Genomic DNA, 23,045 nt, shown 5'->3' with positions numbered 1-23,045 from the left:
CATTTTTATGATGTTTGATACGCTCCCGCCTGGCGGGAGCGTGAAGGGTTAAAACCAGGTTTCCATCTGGACCCCAAAGTTCCATTCCCCGCCAGCGTTAAAGCCGCTGCTGCCAAAGGCGTCATCGCTGGCGTAGTTATCCAGTTTGCTGCTCCAGTCCATCCAGGTGGCAAACAGGCGCAGTTCAGGACGGCTGAAGAAATCGCCAATTTTGCCCGCCTTTAAGGTCGGTGCGAAGGTCAGCTTGTAGAAGCTGCCGTTAACGGCGTTGCGATCTTTGTAGCCTTCCGGGTTCAAATCCATGTACTGATAGCTGCCCTCAAACGCCAGGGCGAAATTCTGCGTAACCTCTTTGATCAGGCGGGTATTGAGCGTAACCCACTCGTAACTGTCGCCTTTGACGTAGCGGTCTTTACTGCTCTGGGCCAGTACCGCAGGCGCGATATGCCAGCCACCGCCGAGCGGCGTGACACCGTAACTTGCGAAGCGCCAGGTATCGGCTTCTGACAGCAGCGCGCCATCAGAGCCGATGCTTTTAACTTCTGCCCCCAGGCCGTGACCATACAGCAGCGCCGTTTTCGCTGAGCCTTCCCGCAGGCCGTAGAAGCTGTCATTGTGCAGACCCACCAGGGCATGCACGCCGGTGTTCGCCGCATCGGTTTTAATCAGATCGCCATTGCTGTCCTTGCGTTCGTCGTTATCCTTCGCCCGCAGGCCGCTCACCATCAGCTGGAATGGCCCGGCAAAGTGATTCATGCTGAGGATATAGTTCTGAACGTTGTTGTCGATCTGCTCTTCGCTGCCGAAGTTGCGCCCGTAAATCGAGAAGTTGCTGCGCAGCGTATCATTCCACTTCACGTCATAGACACCGCCGCCGGTACCGGCGAGGAACACGACATCAGAATCCAGCCAGTGAATATCAAAGTTATCGCGGTCAAAGCGTTTACCGGCCCAGAAGGTACTCCCTTTCAGCGCGCCAGTGAAATCAGGCAGATTGCCCAGCTCGGCAAAGGCCTGACGAATGTTAAGATCGCTGGTATCGGCTGACCAGTCGTTATAGGTCTTCTGCCCGTCGGCTAACATGGCCTTAAAGCGCGTGGTCGCCCCACTCTCCAGCGTCTGTTTGTGTTCCACATTTAGCTCAACGTAGGTATCCGCTTCGTTACCCAGACGACCGACCGCGCCCCCGGTTTCCCCGGCAGGTGTCAGATACGGACCGCTTTTGCTGCTGGACGCCGCATCATTCATCAGCAGGCCTGAGCGAGCATAACCGTGAAATTCAAAGCCACTGCTCTGATCGGCTTTCTTTTCCAGCACCGTGGTACGCTGGGCCACCTCCTGGGTAGTGGTCTGCGTCTGCTGCTGGGCGGCAACCAGCTGCTGCGTTTTTTGTTCTGCTGCCGTCGCGCGTTTCTCCGCATTCTGGGCGCGCATTTCCGCATCCTGAAGACGCTGTTCCAGCGCCGCCAGGCGCGATTCAATGCTTGTCATATCGGTCTGGGCAAAAACAGAGGTACTACCGGCCAGCATGCCAATCATCACGGCAAGTCTGCGTTTTTTATACATTTTGTCGCATCCCTAAAAAAAGTGTTTTGATAATGCTAAATTGCTAAACCGGTTTAGGCTGCTGATACTAAACCCGTGAATTTTGGATCGGCAATACTTTTTGCTAAACCGTTTTAGTAAGTGTGATCGAGGCGACAATTCAGGCCGCCGGTCGGCGGCCAGGAAGGAATTACAGGTTGTGACGGTACGGCAGCGCGGTCATTGCCCCTTTGGCCGTCGTGGCCAGTGCACCACAGCGCTGGGCCAGTGCAAGGGTTGTTGCCAGATCCAGGCCTGACGAGGCCAGGCCGAACAGCAACCCTGCGACGAACGCATCGCCTGCGCCGGTGGTATCAACACACGCTACAGGTGTGGCCGGATAGTGTGTCGTGATGCCCTCATGCCAGGTCATTACCCCCTCTTTACCCAGCGTCACCAGCACCAGTCGGGCCGGACAATGGCGCATCAGCGCCGCCAGACCGGTTTCGATATGGGATTCGCCGGTCAAAAACGTCAGCTCTTCAACGGAGAGCTTCACCACGTCCGCGCGCTGTAGCGCCAGTTCGAGGCAACGGAGAAGATCGCCCTCATCCTGCCAGAGGTCGAGGCGAATGTTGGGGTCGAAGCTGACAAAACCACCGGCTTTTTTAATTGCATCCATCGCCTGAAAAGTGGCAGAGCGACTCGGCTCCGCGCTGAGCGCAATGGAGCAGACGTGCAGCCACTCTTTGGCCCTGAAAGGCGGCAGATCGGTGGAATCGAGAAACAGATCGGCGCTCGGCCGAACCATAAACGTAAACGAGCGTTCGCCCTGTTCGTCCAGATCAACCACCACCGTTGAGGTGCGGTGAGCCGGATCGAGGCGCATCCACTGCACATCAACCTGCTCATCCGCCAGCGTTTTCTGCATAAAGCGGCCAAACGGATCGTCGCCAACCCTGCCAATAAAGGCACTTTTTCCGCCCAGTCGGGCGATGCCGACCGCCACATTTGCCGGTGCACCGCCGGGACATTGCAGCAATTTGCCGCCCCCCTCTGGCAGTAAATCCACCACTGCATCACCGAGTACCCAGATTTTATCCATGTCATCCTCGCAGCTAAACTGTGTTAAACCGTTTTAGCTATTTAAACACAGGCTGACCAAAGGGGAAATAATCAGGAAGGAAAAAGGGTTATCGTACCAGGTGTGGCCAGTGAATATCGCCCACCCCGTTAAGCTGCGGCCGGGCAAACAGAAACCCCTGAAAACGGCGAATACCGGCGGATTCCAGCCAGCACCACTCCTCCAGCTTCTCAATGCCTTCCGCCACCAGCGTGATCTCAAGGTCGGTGCAGCAGCTCACTATCGATCGGACAATCGCCTGTTTTGGGCCGCTGAGATGAATATTGCTGACAATTTCCCGATCGATCTTGATTTTATCCGGCTGGAAGCGGGTAAGCAGTGAAAGCCCCGCATACCCGGAGCCGAAATCATCGATCGCCAGGCCAATACCTTCACCCCGAAGCTGTTTGATCGCGCTGTTGAACTTGTTAAAGCCGGAAATCATCTCGTTTTCAGTCACTTCTATGACCACCTGCTCCGGCTGAAGCCCGTGTTGTCTGATTTGCTCCACCAGAAACTCGACCGCCCCGGGCACCTTGACCAGCGACATGGGAAGCAAATTCACCGCAATTTTATGGCTGCCGATACCCAGTTTCTCCGCAAGCGCAAAGGCATACGCTTTGGTTTGCAGATCCACTTCGTAGAGCTTGTCCTGATCGAACGTTTTGAAGAAATGTTCCGGGCTCCCGCCATCGTTGCCACGAATAAGCGCTTCAAGTGAACTGATTTTCCCTTCCGAGGGCTCGACTATCGGCTGCAGCGCAAACTGACAGATTTGACCGGCTATCAACCCCATGGCCTCACCGAAGGGCGCTTTTTCACATGCGAGCGTCCATTTTCCCGCATCCACCGGGTTCCTCGTCTGGCCGGTATGTTTTCCGGTGATAAAGGTCTGAATGAATTTGAACACCCGATCATCGGATATGAGATAGCTTTCCAGCTGGCTGTAATGCAAAACCGACTCAAGCACCTCTTTTGGGGACTGGACCTGCAGGTCAAACAGCAGCATGCCGACATTATCAAACCGTCTGCGGGGGCCGTAGTCCCGCATCAGTTCGACGACGCCACTGTGGCGCTCATCATCGCGAATTCTGTGGAACAGCTTCACGACGCTCTCTTCCGCGCCCTCAAGGATTTGCAGGACGTCACAGCCGTTCGAGAGCAGGACACCCGTGATGTTCAGTTTGGCATTGCGGCTTCGTGCTCGTTCTACCAGCGCGCTTAATTCCGCGGACCGGCAGGATAAATGTAACTGGCTTCGATAAATCAGCGTGGTGAGCACAGGAATGGGTTCCAGAATAAGGGAGGCACCGGGGAAGTACTGTTTAACATACTTCACCAGCGCTACCTAATAAATTAGCGGCTTAAGGGATCACCTTTTTTCCTCCGCCCCGATGCGGTTGTCGATCCGCATCTTCATGTAGTCGTAAAACGGATTTGAGGTCACCCGCATCAGGGCATCTTTACCCACGCTCAGTACGGAGGTCTCTCCCCACAACGCAATGGTGCCCAGGCTGATGCCATAGCGGTTTTTCACGGCAGGATGCCGGCCATACAGATCGTCATCAGGCGGGAAAGGTACGGCGACATGCGAAAGCGAATAGACCTCCGGCGGATACTGCTGCGCCAGCGGCTCCACGGTCTCCTCTGTGCTGCCTGCGGGGATGTGCTTCGCGACCGTGGCGAAACGCTCCGCACTGGCGTTGGTAACAATCGTGACACTGTAACGTCTTTGCGCAGACGGCAACAACTCAGAGAGGGCCGTCCACGACGACGGCCGGAATAACGGGCGGAAACTCGCCGCCTGGTTGATATCAAACACCACCAGTTCACTGCCATTGGCCGGAAGCTGGTCGAATAACCCCGTGACAACCGCACGGGTACTGACGGTGGAATCCATCACCGACTGAAAGGCCAGTACAGGCGGCAACCGATCCAGCGTGTGGTTTTGTGCAGCGCGGCCAATCTGCTCCTGCAGCGCCTTCGTCAACAGCCACGACTGACGCGCCGCGTTTACCGGGAAAGAGTTGTATTTGTAAGGGTTATACTCCGGCGCGATATTCAGCCAAGCCGCTTTCGCAAACGCCGGTAACAGTGCCGGTAAGCCTGCGAATCCGGCAAAGCGGGCAAACGCCGTGACGCCGATCATTGGTGACAACAACACCAGTTGCTGAGGTTTTCGCAGCGAAGGCAACTCCAGCGCGTCCAGGGTGTATTTCATCGCCAGCGCCCCGCCGTTGGAATAACCCACCAGATGCAAAGGAACGTTATCCCCCGCCAGGCGGGTGGCTTCGCGCACGGCAAGACGCGTCGCCGCCAGCCACATCTCCCAGTCAACGTTTGTCAGCGCCCCTGGTGCCGTCCCGTGTCCGGGCAGGCGCGGCACCACGGCCACATATCCGCGCTGCTGATAATCAACGGCAAGGTGCTTAACGCTATAGGGCGAATCGGTGAGTCCGTGCAGTAAAACCACTGCACCACGCGGTTTACCGGCAGGCATCAGCACAAACGAGCGATTTGCATCCGGAGTAAATTTTCCGGGCCACACCAGGCTCTGACGGTAGTAGCGGTTTAAGGCGGTACGCTCCTCCCCCTTCGTTTTTGCCGTGACCGCGTTATCCAGGTCGGTGAAGATGGCCTTTTCCCGGTCGAGATAGTCAGCAAAGTTCGCCTTATCCAGCTCGCTTACGCTCATTTCATCCGCACGCCAGGTATGCCAGAGATGTAACGCCGGCCCCTGCTGCGAGAGATACACCCGCACTGCCAGCAGCACAACCACGATAATCCCTATGACCATCGCCACTTTCTTTGCGAGAGCCATCAGGCGCACGCTGACACGCCAGGGCAAATTCGCCATGCCGGGTTCCTTCTCTTAGTCACTGTGTTTGTATCTTATCAAAAATGTGAAGGGGCTGAGGTATTCACTGTATTTATTGCTAATGATTTTTTTGTCGCGCTTATCAGCGCTTGTGTAAGGTATGCCCATACGACATCCATTATTTCTTCATTCACCTGCTTCATAAATTAAATAAATGCCAATATTAAATACATCAACCTTGATTATCTTGGTTAACAATAAATAACACTAAACCGCATGCTAAAAGATGATATTTACGTATATTTATAATCTCTTTTTTGAAAATGGAGTTTTAACAATGGCTATACCGGCTTATTTATGGATACGAGATGATGGCAATACTGTAATAAAAGGAAGCGTAGATGTTCAGGATCGAGAAGGCAGCATTGAAATCACCGGTTTCACACACAGTCTGAGATTACCTACCGATGCACTTACCGGAAAAGTAATGGGCACTCGCCAACATGCCCCTTTGTTATTTCAGAAAGAAATTGACTCGTCCTCCCCTTACCTCATGAAGGCAGTAGCGACCGGACAAACACTTAAGACTGCGGAATTTAAGTGGTACAAGATAAACGATGCGGGGCAGGAAGTTGAATATTACAATATGACACTTGAAAACGTGAAAGTAGTCTCGGTTTCACCGCTAATGCACGACATAAAAGATCCCACCAAAGAAAAGCATAATCATCTGGAACTGGTTGAGTTACGGTACGATAAAATTACGTGGAAGTTTTGTGATGGAAATTTACAGTTTGCTGATAGTTGGGCGGAGCGTTAATTATGCGCTATCCAACGATACCCGTTCATCCAACACCACCTGCGTATCCAACCTCCTTGCTGGTTCCCCCTGGCGCATCCATTGTTAACAACATGATGATAGCAAGATTCCATAAAGGCCCATCAGCACTGACTTACATCTGGTTCTATGGGATGGTAAGGCTACATGGACCGTGGGACTATAAATCACTATCAGGACGCCAGTATGCCGATTATGGTAATTTCAATTACGGTGCCGTCGGTACTGCGGCAGGCATTTCTGAACAAATATTGTTAAGAGGGGCTGGATGGGCGCAAAGTCGATCGGGTAACGGGGATCCACAGAAATTTGGCACCTGGTATGAATCAGCACCCTATGGAGATGATCCTGCGGATCAGGTCTGGATAAGAGCAGGTATTGATTATGCTAAAAGAACGGGGTTTTAAAAAACGGTACGCATTAGGCGTTATTCTTATCGTGATGATTTGGATTATATATATGATCCCCCGGTGGATATTTCCTGTGGAATATAGCATATATAAGAAAACAGCTTTAAATGAATCCGCAAATATTTATATTGTGCAAAGTGATGCTGGAGCGACTACAGCATTCGGTTACCATTATTACCTGATTGATAATAAAACGTCAGACAATGACTTTATATCTCATCTGGATGATTATACTCCCTTTCTGAAAACACGAGACGCAAACGCCTTACGTAAAGTCGATAATGGGCAGATTTATCTCAACATTACAGGCGATATATATTATTTTTCAAGTCCCGCGCAGTATCGTATTCAATCTAACCTATACCGCATAGGTATAAATCTCGTTGCCAGGCCATAGGGCAACCTGGCAAATCATTATCTCTGTTTCTCCACATCACAAACTTTCCTCACGGGCGACGGGCGATTCAGGATCGCAAATGCGCGCCCCTTCAAAGTTCTTGCTCACCGTCATACACACTGCACCAAAAGTGAACTACGCTGCACAAATGTTGATCATTGGTTAATCAAATATTGCATGAAATTTACAGCACAGCGGCTTTTCGCCGTCATGTGAACATGGCACGCGTCATGCATTGTTAACCAGGTAACAGAATTCCGGCCATTGACAGCCGGTTAACAACGAGGCGGTAATGACCACCAAACCTGAAATGCTGAACCGTATCGAAGCCACCTTCAGCCAGCTGACGCCCAGCGAAAAGCGTGTGGCAAGCTGGATGCTGGCGCACGCCGCGCTGATACCGTTTGAGACGGCAGAGAGCGTGGCGCTGACTACCGGCACCAGCGGGATCACCGTCGGGCGCTTCCTGCGCAAGCTGGGGTATCGCAACCTGGACGATGCCAAAAAAAGCCTGCGCGATCCTTATCAGCCCTGGGGAATGAACGAACGCCTGGACTCCTGGCAACAGCAGCGTCCGCTCTCGGATCGCCTCCAGCACTCCCTTTCGCTGGAGGTGGATGCAATCACCCATGTTTATCAGCTGGCACAAACCGATGTCTTTAAGCAAATCGTCCATCAGCTCACCCATGCTGAGGCGGTGTTTGTGCTGGGTATTCAGTCAACGCGCGGGATTGCCAACGCCTTCTTCAGCCACCTGGAATACCTGCGCCCGCGCGTGAGCTACTCCGAGGGGTTATCCGGCAGTTGGGTTGAATCGCTCAACTCCGGTTTTGACCACCCTTATGTGGTGCTGACCGATACCCGCGCCTATTCCGCCATTGCCCGGCAGTACTGTCGTGTCGCAAGTGAGAAAAGTATTCCGATGGCCCTGATCACCGATATCTGGTGTCCGTGGGCGCGGGATTACCCTATTGATTTATTGCAGGTTAAAACCGATACCGGCCACTTCTGGGATTCGCTGGCACCTGTGAGCTGTCTTTTCAACCTGCTGCTGTCAGGCGTGGTCCAGGCGCTGGGTGATGCGCTTGCAGACCGTCTGACGATAAACCGTGAATTACAACAAGAGTTTGGACAATTCGAACGCTAAAGGAGCGGAGCTATGCCCGAAGAGAGTGAAATGATTGATGTCGCCAGAATGTTTCCTGAGTTGCATATCGATCTGAAATACGCCACCGCCGACAACCTGACTGGCCGTCCCATTTATCAGGAGGCGCTGTGTTTGCTGCATACCGATGCCGCCACCGCGCTGGCGAAATCGATTGGCATCGCCACGCTCGCCGGACTGAAACTGGTGGTCTACGACGCCTATCGCCCTCAGCAGGCCCAGGCGCAGCTGTGGGATGCGTGCCCGAACCCGGAATATGTGGTGGATGTGGCCATTGGCTCCAATCACAGCCGCGGCACGGCCATCGACGTCACCCTGATGGATGAACATAACAACGTGCTGGATATGGGGGCCGGGTTTGATGAGATGGATGACCGTTCTCATCCGTATCACCCCTCCGTGCCGCCGCACGCCCAGCGCAACCGCCTGCTGCTTAACGCCATCATGTTTGGCGGCGGCTTTGTGGGGATCGGCAGCGAATGGTGGCACTTCGAGTTGCCAAACGCCGCCAGTTATCCCCTTCTTGACGATCGTTTCGCCTGTTTTCCGTTGACGCACACCCCTCTTTAAACCTGGAGCACTGCCATGAAAACAACGCTTCTCACGACGCTTATCGCCGCCACGCTGGCCCTGAGCATGCCTGCTGCGCAGGCCGCCGTTCCGAAAGACATGCTGGTGATAGGTAAAGCCGCCGACCCGCAAACCCTCGATCCGGCAATCACCATTGATAACAACGACTGGACCGTCACCTATCCGTCCTATCAGCGTCTGGTGAAGTACAAGCCTGGTACCACGGAGGTCGAAGGCGATCTGTCCACGGGCTGGAAGGCATCTGAGGATCAGAAAGAGTGGACCTTCACCCTGACGGACAACGCGAAATTCTCTGACGGCACGCCGGTCACCGCCGAAGCGGTAAAACTATCGTTTGAGCGCCTGCTGAAGCTCAGCCAGGGGCCGTCTGAAGCGTTCCCGAAAGATCTCAAAATTGACGCCGTTGATGACCACACGGTGAAGTTCACCCTCAGCCAGCCGTTTGCTCCCTTCCTCTATACCCTGGCGAATGACGGTGCATCGATTATTAACCCGGCCGTACTGAAGGCCAATGCCGCCGATGACGCGCGAGCTTATCTGGCGCAGAACACCGCCGGTTCCGGGCCATTTATGCTGAAGAGCTGGCAAAAAGGTCAGCAGCTGGTGCTGGTGCCTAACCCGCACTGGGCGGGTGATAAGCCCCACTTTAAGCGCGTCTCGGTGAAAATTATCGGTGAAAGCGCGTCGCGTCGCCTGCAGCTTTCCCGTGGCGATCTGGATATTGCCGACTCCCTGCCTGTCGATCAGCTTTCTGCGCTCAAGCAGGAGGGCAAAGTCGCCGTGGCGGAGTATCCGTCCCTGCGCGTGACCTATCTCTATCTCAACAACAGCAAAGCACCGTTGAATCAGGTGGATTTGCGCCGGGCCGTCTCCTGGGCAACCGATTATCAGGGAATGGTGAAAGGCATTCTCAGCGGTAACGGCAAGCAGATGCGCGGCCCGATCCCGGATGGCATGTGGGGCTTTGACGCCACCGCCATGCAGTACAGCTTTGACGAGGCCAAAGCGAAAGCGGCGCTGGAGAAAGTCAAAGATAAACCGGCCAGCCTGACGTTCCTCTACTCGGACAACGACCCGAACTGGGAGCCTATCGCCCTCTCCACTCAGGCCAGCCTGGGCAAGCTCGGTATCAACGTCAAGCTGGAAAAACTGGCTAACGCCACCATGCGCGACCGCGTGGGTAAAGGCGACTATGACATTGCCATTGGCAACTGGAGCCCGGACTTTGCCGACCCGTACATGTTCATGAACTACTGGTTTGAGTCGGACAAAAAAGGTCTGCCGGGCAACCGCTCGTTCTATGAGAACAAAGAGGTCGATTCCCTGCTGCAGGCGGCGCTGAAAACCACGGACCAGGCGGAGCGCACCCGCGATTACCAGCAGGCGCAGAAGATTGTGATTGACGAAGCGGCCTACGTTTATCTGTTCCAGAAGAATTACCAGCTGGCAATGAACAAAGAGGTCAAAGGCTTCACCTTTAATCCAATGCTCGAGCAGGTGTTCAACATCGCCACCATGAGCAAGTAACGGTTTCGCCGGGGGAAAGTGTATGACGTTCTGGAGCATTGTGCGCCAGCGCTGCTGGGGGTTAATCCTGGTAGTAGCCGGTGTCTGTATCATCACCTTTATCATTTCACACCTGATCCCCGGCGATCCGGCCCGCCTGCTGGCCGGTGACCGTGCCAGCGACGAGATTGTGCAAAACATTCGCCAGCAACTGGGACTGGATCAGCCGCTCTATATCCAGTTTGGCCGCTATGTGGACGCCCTGGCGCACGGCGATTTAGGGACCTCTATCCGTACCGGGCGGCCGGTGGCGGAAGATTTAAAAGCCTTCTTCCCTGCCACGCTGGAGCTGGCGTTCTGTTCCCTGCTGCTGGCGCTGGTGATCGGCGTTCCGCTGGGGATTTTATCGGCGGTCTACCGTAACCGCTGGCTGGATCATCTGGTACGGCTGATGGCGATGACCGGGATCTCCACACCGGCCTTCTGGCTGGGTCTGGGCGTCATCGTCTTGTTCTACGGCCATCTGCAGCTTCTGCCCGGCGGCGGCAGGCTGGACGACTGGCTCGACCCGCCTGCCCACGTGACGGGCTTTTATCTGCTGGATGCCCTGCTGGAGGGTAACGGCGAGGTCTTTTTCAACGCCCTGCAACACCTGATTTTACCGTCACTGACGCTGGCGTTTGTTCATCTTGGCATCGTGGCGCGTCAGGTACGTTCCGCCATGCTGGAGCAGCTCAGCGAAGATTATATTCGCACCGCCCGCGCCAGCGGCTTGCCGGGCTGGTATATCGTCCTGCGGTATGCCCTGCCGAATGCGATGATCCCGTCCATTACCGTACTCGGGCTGGCGCTGGGCGATCTGCTTTATGGTGCGGTACTGACCGAAACCGTCTTTGCCTGGCCAGGCATGGGCGCCTGGGTGGTGACCTCCATTCAGGCGTTGGATTTCCCTGCCGTCATGGGCTTCGCCGTGGTGGTTTCACTGGCCTATGTGGTCGTCAATCTGGTGGTTGATCTGCTCTATCTGTGGATTGACCCTCGTATCGGGCGCGGAGGTGCCGAATGATGTTGACTGAGGAAACGCCCGTCCCCGTAAACGCAACGAAACCGGGCATCGACTGGCCAGGGCTGTTCTGGATGCTGCGTCAAAGCCCGCTCACGCTGATCGGCGGGGTGATTATGCTGGTGATGCTGTTGCTGATGGTAACTTCACCGTGGATCGTCCCCCATGATCCGAACGCGCTGGATCTCACTGCCCGGTTGCAGGCCCCGTCTGCGCAACACTGGTTTGGTACCGATGAAGTCGGACGCGATCTGTTCAGCCGCGTGCTGGTCGGTAGCCAGCAATCCATTACCGCCGGGCTGGCGGTGGTGGTGATTGCCGGGAGTATCGGCTCGCTGCTGGGCTGTTTGTCCGGCGTGCTGGGCGGTCGCGGCGATGCCATCATTATGCGGGTGATGGACATTATGCTCTCCATTCCCTCCCTGGTACTGACCATGGCGCTGGCGGCGGCGCTTGGCCCGAGTCTGTTTAACGCCATGCTGGCGATTGCGATTGTGCGTATCCCGTTTTACGTTCGCCTGGCGCGCGGGCAAACCCTGGTGGTGCGCCAGTTTACCTATGTGCAGGCCGCCCGTACATTTGGCGCGTCGCGCTGGCATTTGATCAGCTGGCACATTCTGCGTAACGCCCTGCCACCGCTGATCGTGCAGGCCTCACTGGATATTGGCAGCGCCATTCTGATGGCCGCCACGCTGGGCTTTATCGGCCTTGGGGCACAGCAGCCCACCGCCGAATGGGGAGCGATGGTGGCCGTGGGCCGCAACTATGTGCTCGACCAGTGGTGGTACTGCGCCTTTCCTGGTGCGGCAATTCTGATCACTGCCGTCGGGTTTAATCTATTTGGTGACGGCATTCGCGACCTGCTGGATCCGAAATCGGGAGGAAAACAGGCATGAGCGAAGCAGTATTAACCATTGAAGATTTACACCTGAGCTTCCCGATATTTCGCGGTGAAGTTCACGCCCTGAACCACGTATCGCTGGAGATCAAACGCGGCGAGATTGTTGGCGTAGTGGGCGAATCCGGCTCCGGAAAATCGGTAACGGCGATGCTGACCATGCGTCTGCTGCCGGAGGGCAGTTACCGGGTCCATCGCGGGCAGGTAAAACTGTTGGGTGAAGATGTCCTGAATGCTTCGGAAAAACAGCTCCGCCAGTGGCGCGGTGCCAAAGTGGCGATGATTTTTCAGGAGCCGATGACAGCGCTGAACCCAACGCGACGAATTGGCAAACAGATGGTGGAGGTGATCCGCCAGCATCAGCCCCTTTCACGGCGTGATGCCGGGAAAAAAGCGATCACCCTGCTGGAAGAGATGCAGATCCCGGATGCGGCGGAGGTCATGGAACGTTATCCGTTCGAGCTGTCCGGTGGCATGCGCCAGCGGGTGATGATTGCGCTGGCCTTCTCCTGCGAGCCTGAACTGATTATTGCCGATGAGCCGACCACCGCACTGGACGTCACCGTCCAGCTACAGGTACTGCGATTGCTGAAGCATAAAGCGCGGGCCAGCGGAACCTCGGTACTGTTCATCAGCCACGATATGGCGGTGGTTTCACAGCTCTGCGATCGGATGTATGTCATGTACGCCGGGAGCGTGATTGAAAGCGGCACCACGCAAACGCTGATCCACCATCCCGTTCATCCCTATTCCATCGGCCTGCTGCAGTGTGCGCCTGAAAACGGCGAGCCGCGCGAGATGCTGCCTGCCATCCCCGGTACAGTGCCCAATCTTAGCCAGCTTCCGCGCGGGTGTGCTTTTCGGGAGCGCTGTTTTGCTGCGGGCGTAAAATGCACTGAAACGCCGCGCTTACTGCCTCAGGGGGCCGAAGGCCAGCGGGCGGCCTGCTGGTATCCGCAACAGGAGAAAACCCATGTCTGACGTACTGCTGGAACTGGATCGCGTGCACGTTAACTTTCCCGCACGCAAAAACTGGCTGGGGCGGGTCACGGAACAGGTGCATGCTCTTAACGGGCTGGATCTTCAGATCCATCGCGGCGAAACGCTGGGGATTGTTGGCGAATCCGGCTGTGGCAAAAGCACGCTGGCGCAGCTTTTAATGGGGATGCTCAAACCCAGTGCCGGCCTGTGTGCACGGACAAACCACGCGGGCGGTATGCAGATGGTGTTCCAGGATCCGCTCTCGTCGCTTGACCCGCGCCTGCCGGTCTGGCGCATTATCACCGAGCCGGTGTGGGTGCAAAAACGCAGCAGCGAACGGGAAAGACGTCAGCTTGCTGAAAACCTGGCGCAGCAGGTCGGTATCCGCCCGGAATATCTCGACCGCCTGCCGCACGCCTTTTCCGGCGGGCAGCGCCAGCGTATTGCTATCGCCCGCGCTCTTTCCTCTGACCCGGACATCATCGTGCTGGATGAGCCCACCAGCGCGCTGGATATTTCCGTACAGGCGCAGATCCTCAATTTACTGGTGAAGCTGCAGCAGGAACGCAATCTGACCTATGTGCTGATATCCCATAACGTCTCGGTTGTCAGGCACATGAGCGATCGCGTGGCGGTGATGTATCTGGGGCAGATTGTCGAACTGGGCACGGCGGCACAGGTGCTGGTTACGCCGCGTCATCCCTACACCCGGCTGCTGCTCGATTCCGTTCCCAGAACCGGTGAGCCGCTGGATGAAAACCTGGCGCTGCGTAAAACGGATCTCCCGGGTAACCGCCATCTGCCCGTGGGGTGCTATTTCCGCGACCGTTGTCCGCAGGCCACGCAGGGGTGTGAACGCCCGCAGCCGCTACAGCCTTCACACGAGGGCCGTAGCGTGCGCTGCTGGCGTAATGTGGATTAAATTTGCGCCATCCCACCATCAACAAACAGCTCGGTGGCGTTAATAAAGCTGGCCGCGTCAGAGGCCAGAAACGCCACCACTTTCCCCACCTCGCCCGGCGCACCTAAACGTCCTAACGGAACCTGTGCAGCCAGCGCATCGTACAGCCCCTGACGATGTTCTTCTGGCACCAGTTCGCCAAGTCCCGGGGTCTTGACGGGGCCAGGACTGACCACGTTGATACGGATCCCACGGCCCTGCAGATCCAGCGCCCAGGAGCGGGCAAAGTTGCGCACGGCGGCTTTGCTGGCGCTGTAGACGCTAAAGTTTGCCGTTCCCTTTATCGACACCGTTGAACCGGTCAGAATAATGGACGACCCGGCAGATAACAGCGGCAGCGCTTTTTGTACTGTAAACAGCACTCCGCGCACGTTTGTGCCGAAAATACGGTCAAACTGCTCCTCGGTGATTGCTCCCAGCGGCAGCATATCTCCGCCACCCGCATTGGCGAACAAAATATCGAGACGCCCTTCTTCTTTTGCTATCTGCGCATAGACTCGATCCAGATCGGCGAGTTGTGAGACGTCGGCACGAATACCCACCGCACGGGAATCAATTTGTGCGACGGCGGCATCCAGCTCGGCCTGTCGACGACCGGTGATATAAACTTTGGCGCCCTGAGCCGCCAGCTCCTGCGCCGTGGCAAGACCAATACCGGTGCTGCCGCCAGTGACCAGTGCGATTTTTTCGAAGAGCGTTGTGTTCATGTCATTTACCTTTTGTTGGGTTTGCGTTGCGCGTTTTTGCTTGCGCTGGAGACACATTAGCCCTTGCCGGATTAGTGAAAAACCAGCAAAAATGAAAATGACTATTCACAAACAGAAATAATCGAGAGAAAAAGATGGACCAGCTCATGGCGATGCGCGCCTTCACGCGGGTTGTGGAAACCGGTAGCTTTACCCGAGCGGCTGATTCGCTAAACATGCCCATCGCCACACTGAGCAAGCTTGTGAAAGCGCTTGAGGCGCATCTTGAAATACGGCTGCTGCACCGTACCACCCGCCGGGTGGTCACGACGCCGGAAGGCGCGGAGTATTATGAAAAAGCGCTCAGGGTGCTCATTGATATCGAAGATATCGATACCTCGTTTCGCGTCTCTCACGCCACACCGAAAGGACATCTGCGGGTGGATATTGGCGGTTCGACTGCCCGCGACGTGCTCATCCCCCTGCTCCCGGATTTCATGCAGCGCTACCCGGATATTCGCATCGATCTTGGCGTGGCGGATCGTCCTGTTGATTTGATCAGCGGCAACGTGGATTGTGTGATCAGAGGCGGTCCGCTGAACGATTCCACCCTTATCGCCCGTCATCTGGGCGACGCCGACATGGTGACCTGCGCAACGCCGGGCTATCTGAAAAAGCACGGCGTTCCGGCTTATCCGCAAGAGTTGCGCAACGGACATAAACTTATAAGCTATCTCTCCCCGGTCACCGGGCGACCCTTTCCGTTTCGCTTCAGAAAAGGCGGCGAGGTGCAGGAGATCGGCATTTCGCACTATCTCGGCGTTAATGAAAGCAATGCGCACCTGGCAGCGGCGGTGGCAGGATTGGGCATCATTCAGACGTTTACATATTCAGCAAAGACATATCTTCAGGCGGGTACGTTACAAGAAATTTTAAGCGACTGGCACCCGGCGGCGTATCCGTTTCACGTGGTTTACCCGCAAAACCGGCATCTGACGCATCGGCTTAAGGCGTTTATTGCATGGCTGGCAGCGGTTTTTCCTGCTGCGCTGAAGGGATAGCCGGGCCTTCGCCCGGCTCAGGCTTAGTTAAGTTTATAGTCCAGCGTGATTTCCGCTTTCAGTACCTGCGACACCGGGCATCCTGCTTTCGCTTTCTGGATGATGCCGTCGAATTTCTGCGGGTCGATACCCGGTACGGTGACCTTGCTGTTTAGCGCAATTTTGCTGATTGCGAAGCCGCCATCGGTTTTATCCAGCGAGACATCCGCTGTGGTATCGATGGAATCTGCGGTATAGCCCGCTTCACCAATCATCAGCGACAGCGCCATTGAGAAACAGGCGGCGTGAGCTGCGCCAATCAACTCTTCCGGGTTAGTGCCTTTAGCGCCTTCGAAGCGGGTGTTAAAGCCGTAAGGTTGTTGATTCAGGACGCCACTTTCCGTTGAGACCGTCCCTTTGCCATTTTTGATATCACCAGACCAGTGTGCCGAACCGTGCTTATGAATCGTCATTCTTGCTCTCCTTTTGGCTTACAAAGGGATAAGTATAGACGATGGTTTCGGCACACCCTGGAACACAGATAATTCTGTAACCTATTCCCGCTGCGCGTCGCCTGACAGATGGTGCGCTATCTCATCAAGAAACACGCGCAACGCTGCGGGCTGATACTCCCGGGACTGATAAATACCGTGAATGGCTAACGCTTTGGGCGTCAGGCTGCTCAGCACCGGGACCAGCGTGCCCTGTTCAATCGCGGCATGTGCTTCCTGCTCCGGCAGCATGGCAATGCCGCAATGCTTCACCGCCGCCTCCATCAACAATGACGAGATGCTGGCGCTGAGGTTGCCGCTCACGGCGACGCTGACGTTTTCCCCTTCCGGCGTCAGGAAGTGCCACGCCTGACCGGCGAAAAAGCTGTAGTGCAGACAGTTGTGCTGCGCTAACTCCTCCACCTGCTCTGGCGTGCCGTGGGTTGCAAGATACTGCGGCGACGCGCACAGCACGGAACGGCACTCCCCAAGCCTGCGGGCGATCATCCCGGGTTCTGGGTTATCCGTGATGCGGATCGCCACATCAATGCGTTCCCCTACCAGACTCACCGGATGGTTGTTCACATCCAGCTCAATGCGCAGCTGCGGGTAGCGCGAAAGCAAGCCGGGCAGCACCGGGGCAATCAGATGCATGGCGGTAAAATGGGCGCAGGCCACCCGTAGCGTGCCTGAAGGGAGATCTTTCTCCGACTGGCCCTCAATTTCCTGCGACAGCTGGGACAGCGTTCGCGTTTTTAGCAGCACCTTCTCTCCGGCCGCCGTCAGCGTCAGCTTGCGCGTTGAGCGGTTTACCAGCCGCGTACCGGCCCACTTCTCCATTTGCTCAAGATAGCGGCTCACCATCGGACGGGAGATACCCAACGCCCGGGCCGCTGCACTCAGGCTTCCCAGCTCGCATATCCGGTTATAGACCTGAGCGGCAATAACGCGATCCATATAACACCCCATTTGCTCGATTTATGAAACAAAGCATGTCTTGTTTCAGGAATTCTGGCAAATGCGAATATCCGTACAATAAAGACTTTCCTGAACAACAGAGACATCAGAATGAAATTCACTCACCTTGCACTGCTCTCCATACTTATCACGCCCGCGGTGTTTGCTGCGCCATTAACCATTGATACCTATAACCCGCAGGACAAAGGGATGTTTGCGGTCTCCTCCACGCTGGTCTCTGGTCCAAAAGAGGCCGTGCTGTTTGACGCCCAGTTCAGCGTCAAAGATGGCGAAGCGCTGGTCGACAAAATTCGCAAAAGCGGGAAAACCCTGAACAAAATCGTCATTACCTCTGGCGATCCGGATTTCTATTTTGGTCTGCAACCGCTGGTGAAAGCCTTCCCGAATGCCAAAGTGGTGGCCACACAGCAGGTGGTTGACCATATCAAGGCCACCAAAGACGCCAAGCTTGCCTTCTGGGGACCGCAGATGAAAGACGGTGCGCCAACCGAACTTATCGTTCCGCAGGTGCTGGCATCCACTACCTTCATGGTGGACGGCGAGAAGATTGATATCGAGCAGCCAGAAAGCTACGCCGCCTATGTCTGGATCCCTTCGGCTAAAACTATCCTCGGTGGTACCGGTGTCGCCTGGGGTATCCACGTCTGGACGGCAGACACCCAGACGCCAGCCAGCCGCAAGCAGTGGCAACAGACGCTGGAAAGCATGGCGGCACATAAGCCTGAACGCGTGATCCCGGGTCACTATCTGGGAACACCACCGGCAGGCAGCGGTGCTATCGACTTTACCCGTGATTATCTCCAGCACTTCGAACAGGCGTTGTCAGAACATAAAACATCGACAGGCGTGATCAACGCCATGAAAAAACAGTATCCGGGTCTGGCTGAAGAGAGCTCGCTGGAATTAAGCGCCAAAGTGAATACTGGCGAAATGAAGTGGTAATGTAAAATCTGCTCCTGCTATATTTCAATGATAGCAGGAGCACCTGCAAAATATCCTCGCGGCAAACCCTCAATATATCCTCCCACTCTAAAAGCGCATAAAAGCATGCACTTATGTCATTTTTATTTCTAAGATGAATCTTAGACACAGCGGCCAAAATATTTGCCATTCTGTTTGTGAATTAAATTTTTTGCGAGCCGTACCATTAAACAGACAACGACACGGAGGCAGCATGTTTACTTATTACCCGGCCAATACTGCAGCAGCACAACCTGAACTCGTTAACGCGATTGCACAGGGTCTTCACGCCGAGCATGGTGCTGTGACTGAAGATGACATTTTGATGGAACTGACCAAGTGGGTGGAAACCACAGACAATGACATCCTCAGTGACATCTACCAGCAGACCATTAACTACGTCGTCAGCGGGCAAAACGCACCTTTGTAAAAACCTGCTAAGCTGGATCTGCAACCTAAGGGGTTACATTTCGTTTGCGTAAGCGAACTGGTCCTTAAAACTATCAACAGGATTGAGGAGTTAACATGAAATCGAACCGTCAGGCACGCCATATACTGGGACTGAACTACAAGCTTTCTAACCAACGTAAAGTGGTGATTGAAGGCGACAGTGAAACACAGGTCACTCACGCCACCGGCAGAAAACGCCACGCGGGCAAGTAAGTTCCCAGGAGAGAGATCCTCAACACCATCGGCAAAACCGATGGTGTTTTTGTTTATGTGTTGCGGTAATTAATATTTAGCTCCTTTATAATACCGCCTGACCGCACCCCATCGCACAGGCCAGAAAGATGACAAACAGCAGTGTCAGGGACGGATCTTCAAAAAAAGAGTGAGTGACATGGACAACAAACTGAAAAAACATCGTTCCCTATATATCCCTTATGCCGGCCCGGTATTACTCGAATTCCCCCTGCTCAACAAAGGTAGCGCCTTCAGCATGGAAGAGCGCAGCAGCTTCAACCTGCTCGGTTTGCTGCCAGAAGTGGTGGAAACCATTGAAGAACAGGCAGAGCGCGCGTGGATCCAGTATCAGGGTTTCAAAACCGAAATCGACAAACATATTTACCTGCGCAACATTCAGGATACCAACGAAACCCTCTTCTATCGTCTGGTACAAAATCATCTCGAAGAGATGATGCCGGTGATCTACACCCCAACGGTGGGTGCCGCCTGTGAACGCTTCTCAGAGATCTACCGTCGCTCCCGTGGCGTCTTTATCTCTTATCAGAACCGCCACAACATGGACGATATTCTGCAGAACGTGCCGAACCACAATATCAAAGTGATCGTGGTGACCGATGGCGAACGTATTCTGGGTCTCGGTGACCAGGGTATTGGCGGCATGGGGATCCCAATCGGTAAGCTCTCTCTGTATACCGCCTGCGGCGGCATCAGCCCGGCGTATACCCTGCCGGTGGTGCTGGATGTGGGCACCAACAACCAGCAGTTGCTTAACGACCCGCTGTATATGGGCTGGCGTCATCCGCGTATTACCGACGACGAGTATTATCAGTTTGTTGATGATTTCATCCAGGCGGTCAAGCATCGCTGGCCGGACGTGCTGCTGCAGTTTGAAGACTTCGCGCAGAAAAACGCGATGCCGTTGCTGAACCGCTATCGCGATGAAATCTGCTCTTTTAACGATGATATTCAGGGCACCGCCGCGGTCACCGTCGGCACGCTGATTGCCGCCAGTCGCGCGGCAGGCAGCCAACTGAGCTATCAGAAAATTGTCTTCCTGGGCGCAGGCTCTGCGGGTTGTGGTATCGCCGAGCAGATTATCGCCCAGACGCAGCGTGAAGGGCTAAGCGAAGAGCTGGCGCGCTCCCGCGTGTTCATGGTCGACCGTTTCGGCCTGCTGACCGACGGCATGCCAAACCTGCTGCCCTTCCAGACCAAGCTGGTGCAGAAACGTGAGAATCTGAAGAACTGGGACACCGACAACGAAGTGCTCTCTCTGCTGGACGTAGTGCGCAACGTGAAGCCGGATATCCTGATTGGCGTCTCCGGTCAGACGGGGCTGTTTACCGAAGAGATCATTCGTGAGATGCACAAGTACTGCGAACGCCCTATCGTGATGCCGCTCTCCAACCCGACCTCGCGCGTGGAAGCAACGCCGCAGGACATCATTGCCTGGACCGAAGGGAACGCGCTGGTCGCAACCGGCAGCCCGTTCGATCCGGTGGTGTGGAAGGACAAAACCTATCCTATTGCCCAGTGCAACAACTCCTACATTTTCCCGGGCATTGGTCTGGGTGTGATCGCCTCCGGCGCGTCGCGCATTACCGATGAGATGCTGATGTCGGCAAGCGAAACCCTGGCGGGCCACTCGCCGCTGGTGAACGATGGCGAAGGACTGGTGCTGCCAGAGCTGAAAGACATTCACAAGGTGTCGCGTGCAATTGCGTTCGCGGTCGGGAAAATGGCCCAGCAGCAGGGTGTGGCGGTGAAAACCTCTGCTGACGCGCTGCAGCAGGCCATCGACGACAACTTCTGGATGCCGGAATACCGCAGCTACCGTCGTACTTCGATCTAACACTGTGTTCCGACCGTTCCCTCTCCCACCGGGAGAGGGAATTACATTCGCCCCCCTAGCCAAACCGCCTTTCCCCCGCTACACTCCTTTCATCCATTAACCCACTGAATATATAAGGAGGCCAATTATGCTGTACTGTGAAATTTTCAATGTTTCACATGCATTTGGTGATCGCACCAGCTCAAGCGTTATCGGTATCGTGCTGCGATAACTTCTGCTTGAGCGAAGACACCAACCCCTGAAATCCCTTCTCTCGGGCTTACTGAGTTATCGTCAGCGATGTTTGACGAGGCATAAACATGCCTGTAACTCTTGGGTAAGCAACAATGAGCACTTTACTCACTGCACAATCTTTACGTGTTGATACGGCGTTTGGCACGCTCTTCGACTCCCTCTCCTTTACGCTGAAAAAAGGCGACCGCATTGGCCTGCTGGGCGACAACGGCTGCGGCAAAAGTACGCTGCTGAAGGTGCTGGACGGCACAGACTCTCCTGCTGCCGGAAGCGTCGCGCTGTCCGGACACTGTCTGATGGCGCGCGTTGAGCAACATCTGCCAGAAGCCATTTATCCCCTGACCATGCTGGACGCCGTACTGGCGCAACTGCCCACGACTGAGCGCGAGAGCCTGCGCTGGAAAGCAGAAACGCTGCTGGCAGGTATGGGCTTTACGCCGCAGGACATGGCCTTAACGTCGGCGACGCTGAGCGGCGGGCAACACACGCGTCTCCTGCTCGCGCGGGCGTTGATCGGCGAGCCGGATCTGTTACTGCTGGACGAGCCGAGCAACCACCTCGATTTGCCTACCATGCTCTGGCTGGAGCAGTTTTTACAGAACTGGTCCGGCAGCTTTGTACTGGTCTCGCACGACAGGCAGTTGCTGGATGCCGTCACCAACGGCAGCTGGATCCTGCGCGATAAGATGTTGCACTACTTCGCCCTTCCCTGCACCGCCGCGCGCCAGGCGCTGGTGGCGAAAGACGAAAGCGATGCGCTTCGGCATAAGGCGGAGCAAAAGGAGATCGACCGCGTAACCGCCAGTGCCAGACGGCTGGCCACCTGGGGCAAGGTCTACGATAACGAAGATCTGGCCCGCAAAGCCAAACAGATGGAAAAACAGGTCGAGCGGCTAAAGGAGAGCCAGACAGAGCTCACGGCAGGCAGTCCGTGGACGTTAACCCTGCGTGGTGATGCCCTGCGGGCGGACCGACTGCTGGAGATGGAAAACCTCGGCGTACCGCCTGCACCTGGGTTGCCCGATCTATTTCATGTCGACATTGCGCGGCTTAAAAGTGGCGATCGCGTGGCTATCGTCGGGCGTAACGGCTGCGGCAAATCATCGCTGATGAAGCTCATCTGGCGGCATTTCTCAGGTGAACCGTCAGAGGCTGGGCTAAAACTCCATCCTCGCGTGTCGCCAGGCTATTACGACCAGACGCTGAATCAGCTTCCGGATGAGGCAACGATCTTCGACGCGCTTGAGCCTTTTGCGCCAGCGCCACAGGATCGCAAGATGGCGCTTATCAGCGCCGGGTTCCCGTGGGCGCGTCACGGGCAAAAGGTCAGCACCCTCAGCGGCGGGGAGCGTTCGCGCCTGCTGTTTGTCGGCCTGACGCTTGCCCGTTATAGCCTGCTGATGCTGGATGAGCCTACCAACCATCTGGACATGGAAGGCAAAGAGGCGCTGGCCACTACCCTGCAACAGTTTGACGGCGGAGTGCTGCTGGTCAGCCATGACCGGCAGCTGATCGCCCAAAGCTGCAATCGCTTCTGGCTGATTGAGGACGGTTTGCTGAGCGAATGGCAAGACGCCGAAGCGGTGTTCGAACGGCTGCGTGAACGCACAGGCCTGATGGCGTCGTCGGCGTCACCCGCAGTCGCGGATGTTAAAGCGCAAGCCTCGGACGATCTGCTTGAAAGGCTGATCGCGCTGGAAACGCTACTCGCAGAAGACCTGGCGCGTAAGCCTAAGCATCAGAAACCACATCTGCAGGTGCAATGGCGCAAAGAGATTGAGGTGATAGAAGCAAAACTGTAGATCTGTGCCCGGCGAGCTACTCGCCGGGCCAGTGAATTCC

General features: G+C 55.5%; 23 protein-coding genes. 16 read left to right on the top strand and 7 right to left on the bottom strand.

The genetic code is table 11. The features are described from left to right. Window positions 1-48 precede the first annotated feature (48 nt). From ACOTZF_RS04465 to ACOTZF_RS04450, 4 genes are all read right to left on the bottom strand, one after another. Window positions 49-1,566 carry a carbohydrate porin gene (locus ACOTZF_RS04465; RefSeq protein ID WP_013096550.1) on the bottom strand — a complete coding sequence of 506 codons (1,518 nt, stop codon included), beginning with the start codon at window positions 1,564-1,566 and terminating at the stop codon, window positions 49-51. 169 nt (window positions 1,567-1,735) lie between these two features. Then, on the bottom strand, window positions 1,736-2,629 hold the full coding sequence (locus ACOTZF_RS04460) for an aminoimidazole riboside kinase (protein ID WP_129251714.1): 894 nt from the start codon (window positions 2,627-2,629) through the stop codon (window positions 1,736-1,738). Between the two features lie 88 nt (window positions 2,630-2,717). Beyond that, window positions 2,718-3,929 carry a diguanylate phosphodiesterase gene (locus tag ACOTZF_RS04455; RefSeq protein ID WP_129251878.1) on the bottom strand — a complete coding sequence of 404 codons (1,212 nt, stop codon included), beginning with the start codon at window positions 3,927-3,929 and terminating at the stop codon, window positions 2,718-2,720. 90 nt (window positions 3,930-4,019) lie between these two features. Beyond that, window positions 4,020-5,504 (bottom strand): alpha/beta hydrolase, encoded by a 1,485-nt coding sequence (locus ACOTZF_RS04450; RefSeq protein ID WP_129251715.1) that lies wholly within the window; start codon window positions 5,502-5,504, stop codon window positions 4,020-4,022. A gap of 298 nt (window positions 5,505-5,802) precedes the next feature. On the opposite strand from ACOTZF_RS04450, the gene ACOTZF_RS04445 reads away from it, so the two are divergent. The 10 genes from ACOTZF_RS04445 to ACOTZF_RS04400 all read left to right on the top strand — a co-directional run bounded on the left by ACOTZF_RS04445 (window position 5,803) and on the right by ACOTZF_RS04400 (window position 14,236). After that, on the top strand, window positions 5,803-6,285 hold the full coding sequence (locus ACOTZF_RS04445) for an Hcp family type VI secretion system effector (protein WP_129251716.1): 483 nt from the start codon (window positions 5,803-5,805) through the stop codon (window positions 6,283-6,285). Between the two features lie 2 nt (window positions 6,286-6,287). Then, window positions 6,288-6,710, top strand: coding sequence for a polymorphic toxin type 44 domain-containing protein (locus tag ACOTZF_RS04440; protein WP_072200382.1), 423 nt, complete (start codon window positions 6,288-6,290; stop codon window positions 6,708-6,710). Then, window positions 6,688-7,110, top strand: coding sequence for a hypothetical protein (locus tag ACOTZF_RS04435; RefSeq protein WP_029883324.1), 423 nt, complete (start codon window positions 6,688-6,690; stop codon window positions 7,108-7,110). The genes ACOTZF_RS04440 and ACOTZF_RS04435 overlap by 23 nt, the downstream gene beginning before the upstream one ends. Window positions 7,111-7,402: 292 nt before the next feature. Further along, the gene (locus ACOTZF_RS04430) at window positions 7,403-8,257 is read left to right on the top strand and encodes a MurR/RpiR family transcriptional regulator (RefSeq protein WP_013096546.1); all 855 of its coding nucleotides are present in this window, start codon (window positions 7,403-7,405) and stop codon (window positions 8,255-8,257) included. Between the two features lie 12 nt (window positions 8,258-8,269). Beyond that, window positions 8,270-8,845: a D-alanyl-D-alanine dipeptidase gene (gene ddpX / locus ACOTZF_RS04425; RefSeq protein ID WP_129251717.1), complete on the top strand. Its 576-nt coding sequence runs from the start codon at window positions 8,270-8,272 to the stop codon at window positions 8,843-8,845. A gap of 15 nt (window positions 8,846-8,860) precedes the next feature. After that, the gene (locus ACOTZF_RS04420; protein ID WP_023619646.1) at window positions 8,861-10,393 is read left to right on the top strand and encodes an ABC transporter substrate-binding protein; all 1,533 of its coding nucleotides are present in this window, start codon (window positions 8,861-8,863) and stop codon (window positions 10,391-10,393) included. A 22-nt stretch (window positions 10,394-10,415) separates the two neighbouring features. Next, on the top strand, window positions 10,416-11,438 hold the full coding sequence (locus tag ACOTZF_RS04415) for an ABC transporter permease (RefSeq protein ID WP_013096543.1): 1,023 nt from the start codon (window positions 10,416-10,418) through the stop codon (window positions 11,436-11,438). After that, entirely contained in the window at window positions 11,435-12,331 is an 897-nt protein-coding gene (gene ddpC / locus ACOTZF_RS04410; RefSeq protein WP_129317634.1) for a D,D-dipeptide ABC transporter permease, read from the top strand. The genes ACOTZF_RS04415 and ddpC overlap by 4 nt, the downstream gene beginning before the upstream one ends. Continuing rightward, window positions 12,328-13,314, top strand: a complete 987-nt coding sequence (locus ACOTZF_RS04405; RefSeq protein ID WP_013096541.1) for an ABC transporter ATP-binding protein — start codon at window positions 12,328-12,330, stop codon at window positions 13,312-13,314. Before ddpC ends, ACOTZF_RS04405 begins: the two co-directional genes overlap by 4 nt. After that, a complete protein-coding gene (locus ACOTZF_RS04400; protein ID WP_038981790.1) occupies window positions 13,307-14,236 on the top strand; it encodes an ABC transporter ATP-binding protein in 930 nt (309 codons plus the stop codon). Before ACOTZF_RS04405 ends, ACOTZF_RS04400 begins: the two co-directional genes overlap by 8 nt. Here ACOTZF_RS04400 and ACOTZF_RS04395 read toward each other — a convergent pair. After that, window positions 14,233-14,982 carry an SDR family NAD(P)-dependent oxidoreductase gene (locus ACOTZF_RS04395; protein WP_029883329.1) on the bottom strand — a complete coding sequence of 250 codons (750 nt, stop codon included), beginning with the start codon at window positions 14,980-14,982 and terminating at the stop codon, window positions 14,233-14,235. The genes ACOTZF_RS04400 and ACOTZF_RS04395 overlap by 4 nt on opposite strands. Before the next feature lie 134 nt (window positions 14,983-15,116). Here ACOTZF_RS04395 and ACOTZF_RS04390 point away from each other — a divergent pair, with 134 nt between their 5' ends. Further along, entirely contained in the window at window positions 15,117-16,022 is a 906-nt protein-coding gene (locus ACOTZF_RS04390; protein WP_045903017.1) for a LysR family transcriptional regulator, read from the top strand. Window positions 16,023-16,045: 23 nt separating this feature from the next. On the opposite strand, the gene ACOTZF_RS04385 is transcribed toward ACOTZF_RS04390, so the two are convergent. Then, entirely contained in the window at window positions 16,046-16,474 is a 429-nt protein-coding gene (locus tag ACOTZF_RS04385) for an OsmC family protein (RefSeq protein ID WP_020690322.1), read from the bottom strand. A gap of 81 nt (window positions 16,475-16,555) precedes the next feature. Beyond that, window positions 16,556-17,449 (bottom strand): LysR family transcriptional regulator, encoded by an 894-nt coding sequence (locus ACOTZF_RS04380; protein WP_013096536.1) that lies wholly within the window; start codon window positions 17,447-17,449, stop codon window positions 16,556-16,558. 111 nt (window positions 17,450-17,560) lie between these two features. Here ACOTZF_RS04380 and ACOTZF_RS04375 point away from each other — a divergent pair, with 111 nt between their 5' ends. The 5 genes from ACOTZF_RS04375 (at window position 17,561) to ACOTZF_RS04355 (ending at window position 23,005) form a co-directional block, all read left to right on the top strand. Next, window positions 17,561-18,412 (top strand): Vmh family MBL fold metallo-hydrolase, encoded by an 852-nt coding sequence (locus ACOTZF_RS04375; protein ID WP_129251719.1) that lies wholly within the window; start codon window positions 17,561-17,563, stop codon window positions 18,410-18,412. Window positions 18,413-18,644: 232 nt separating this feature from the next. Beyond that, a complete protein-coding gene (bdm, locus tag ACOTZF_RS04370) occupies window positions 18,645-18,860 on the top strand; it encodes a biofilm-dependent modulation protein (protein WP_129251720.1) in 216 nt (71 codons plus the stop codon). 95 nt (window positions 18,861-18,955) lie between these two features. After that, window positions 18,956-19,093 (top strand): stationary-phase-induced ribosome-associated protein, encoded by a 138-nt coding sequence (gene sra, locus ACOTZF_RS04365; RefSeq protein ID WP_013096533.1) that lies wholly within the window; start codon window positions 18,956-18,958, stop codon window positions 19,091-19,093. A gap of 178 nt (window positions 19,094-19,271) precedes the next feature. Further along, on the top strand, window positions 19,272-20,969 hold the full coding sequence (locus tag ACOTZF_RS04360; RefSeq protein WP_129251721.1) for an NAD-dependent malic enzyme: 1,698 nt from the start codon (window positions 19,272-19,274) through the stop codon (window positions 20,967-20,969). Between the two features lie 326 nt (window positions 20,970-21,295). Beyond that, window positions 21,296-23,005 carry an ABC-F family ATP-binding cassette domain-containing protein gene (locus ACOTZF_RS04355; RefSeq protein WP_129317635.1) on the top strand — a complete coding sequence of 570 codons (1,710 nt, stop codon included), beginning with the start codon at window positions 21,296-21,298 and terminating at the stop codon, window positions 23,003-23,005. Window positions 23,006-23,045: the final 40 nt, after the last annotated feature.

Origin of the sequence: Enterobacter cloacae complex sp. SHL021 (genome assembly GCF_049237765.1) — a bacterium.
Taxonomy (GTDB): Bacteria; Pseudomonadota; Gammaproteobacteria; order Enterobacterales; family Enterobacteriaceae; genus Enterobacter; species Enterobacter cloacae.
Note: the sequence above shows the minus strand (reverse complement) of the source record. Positions and strands in the feature narration are given on the sequence as shown.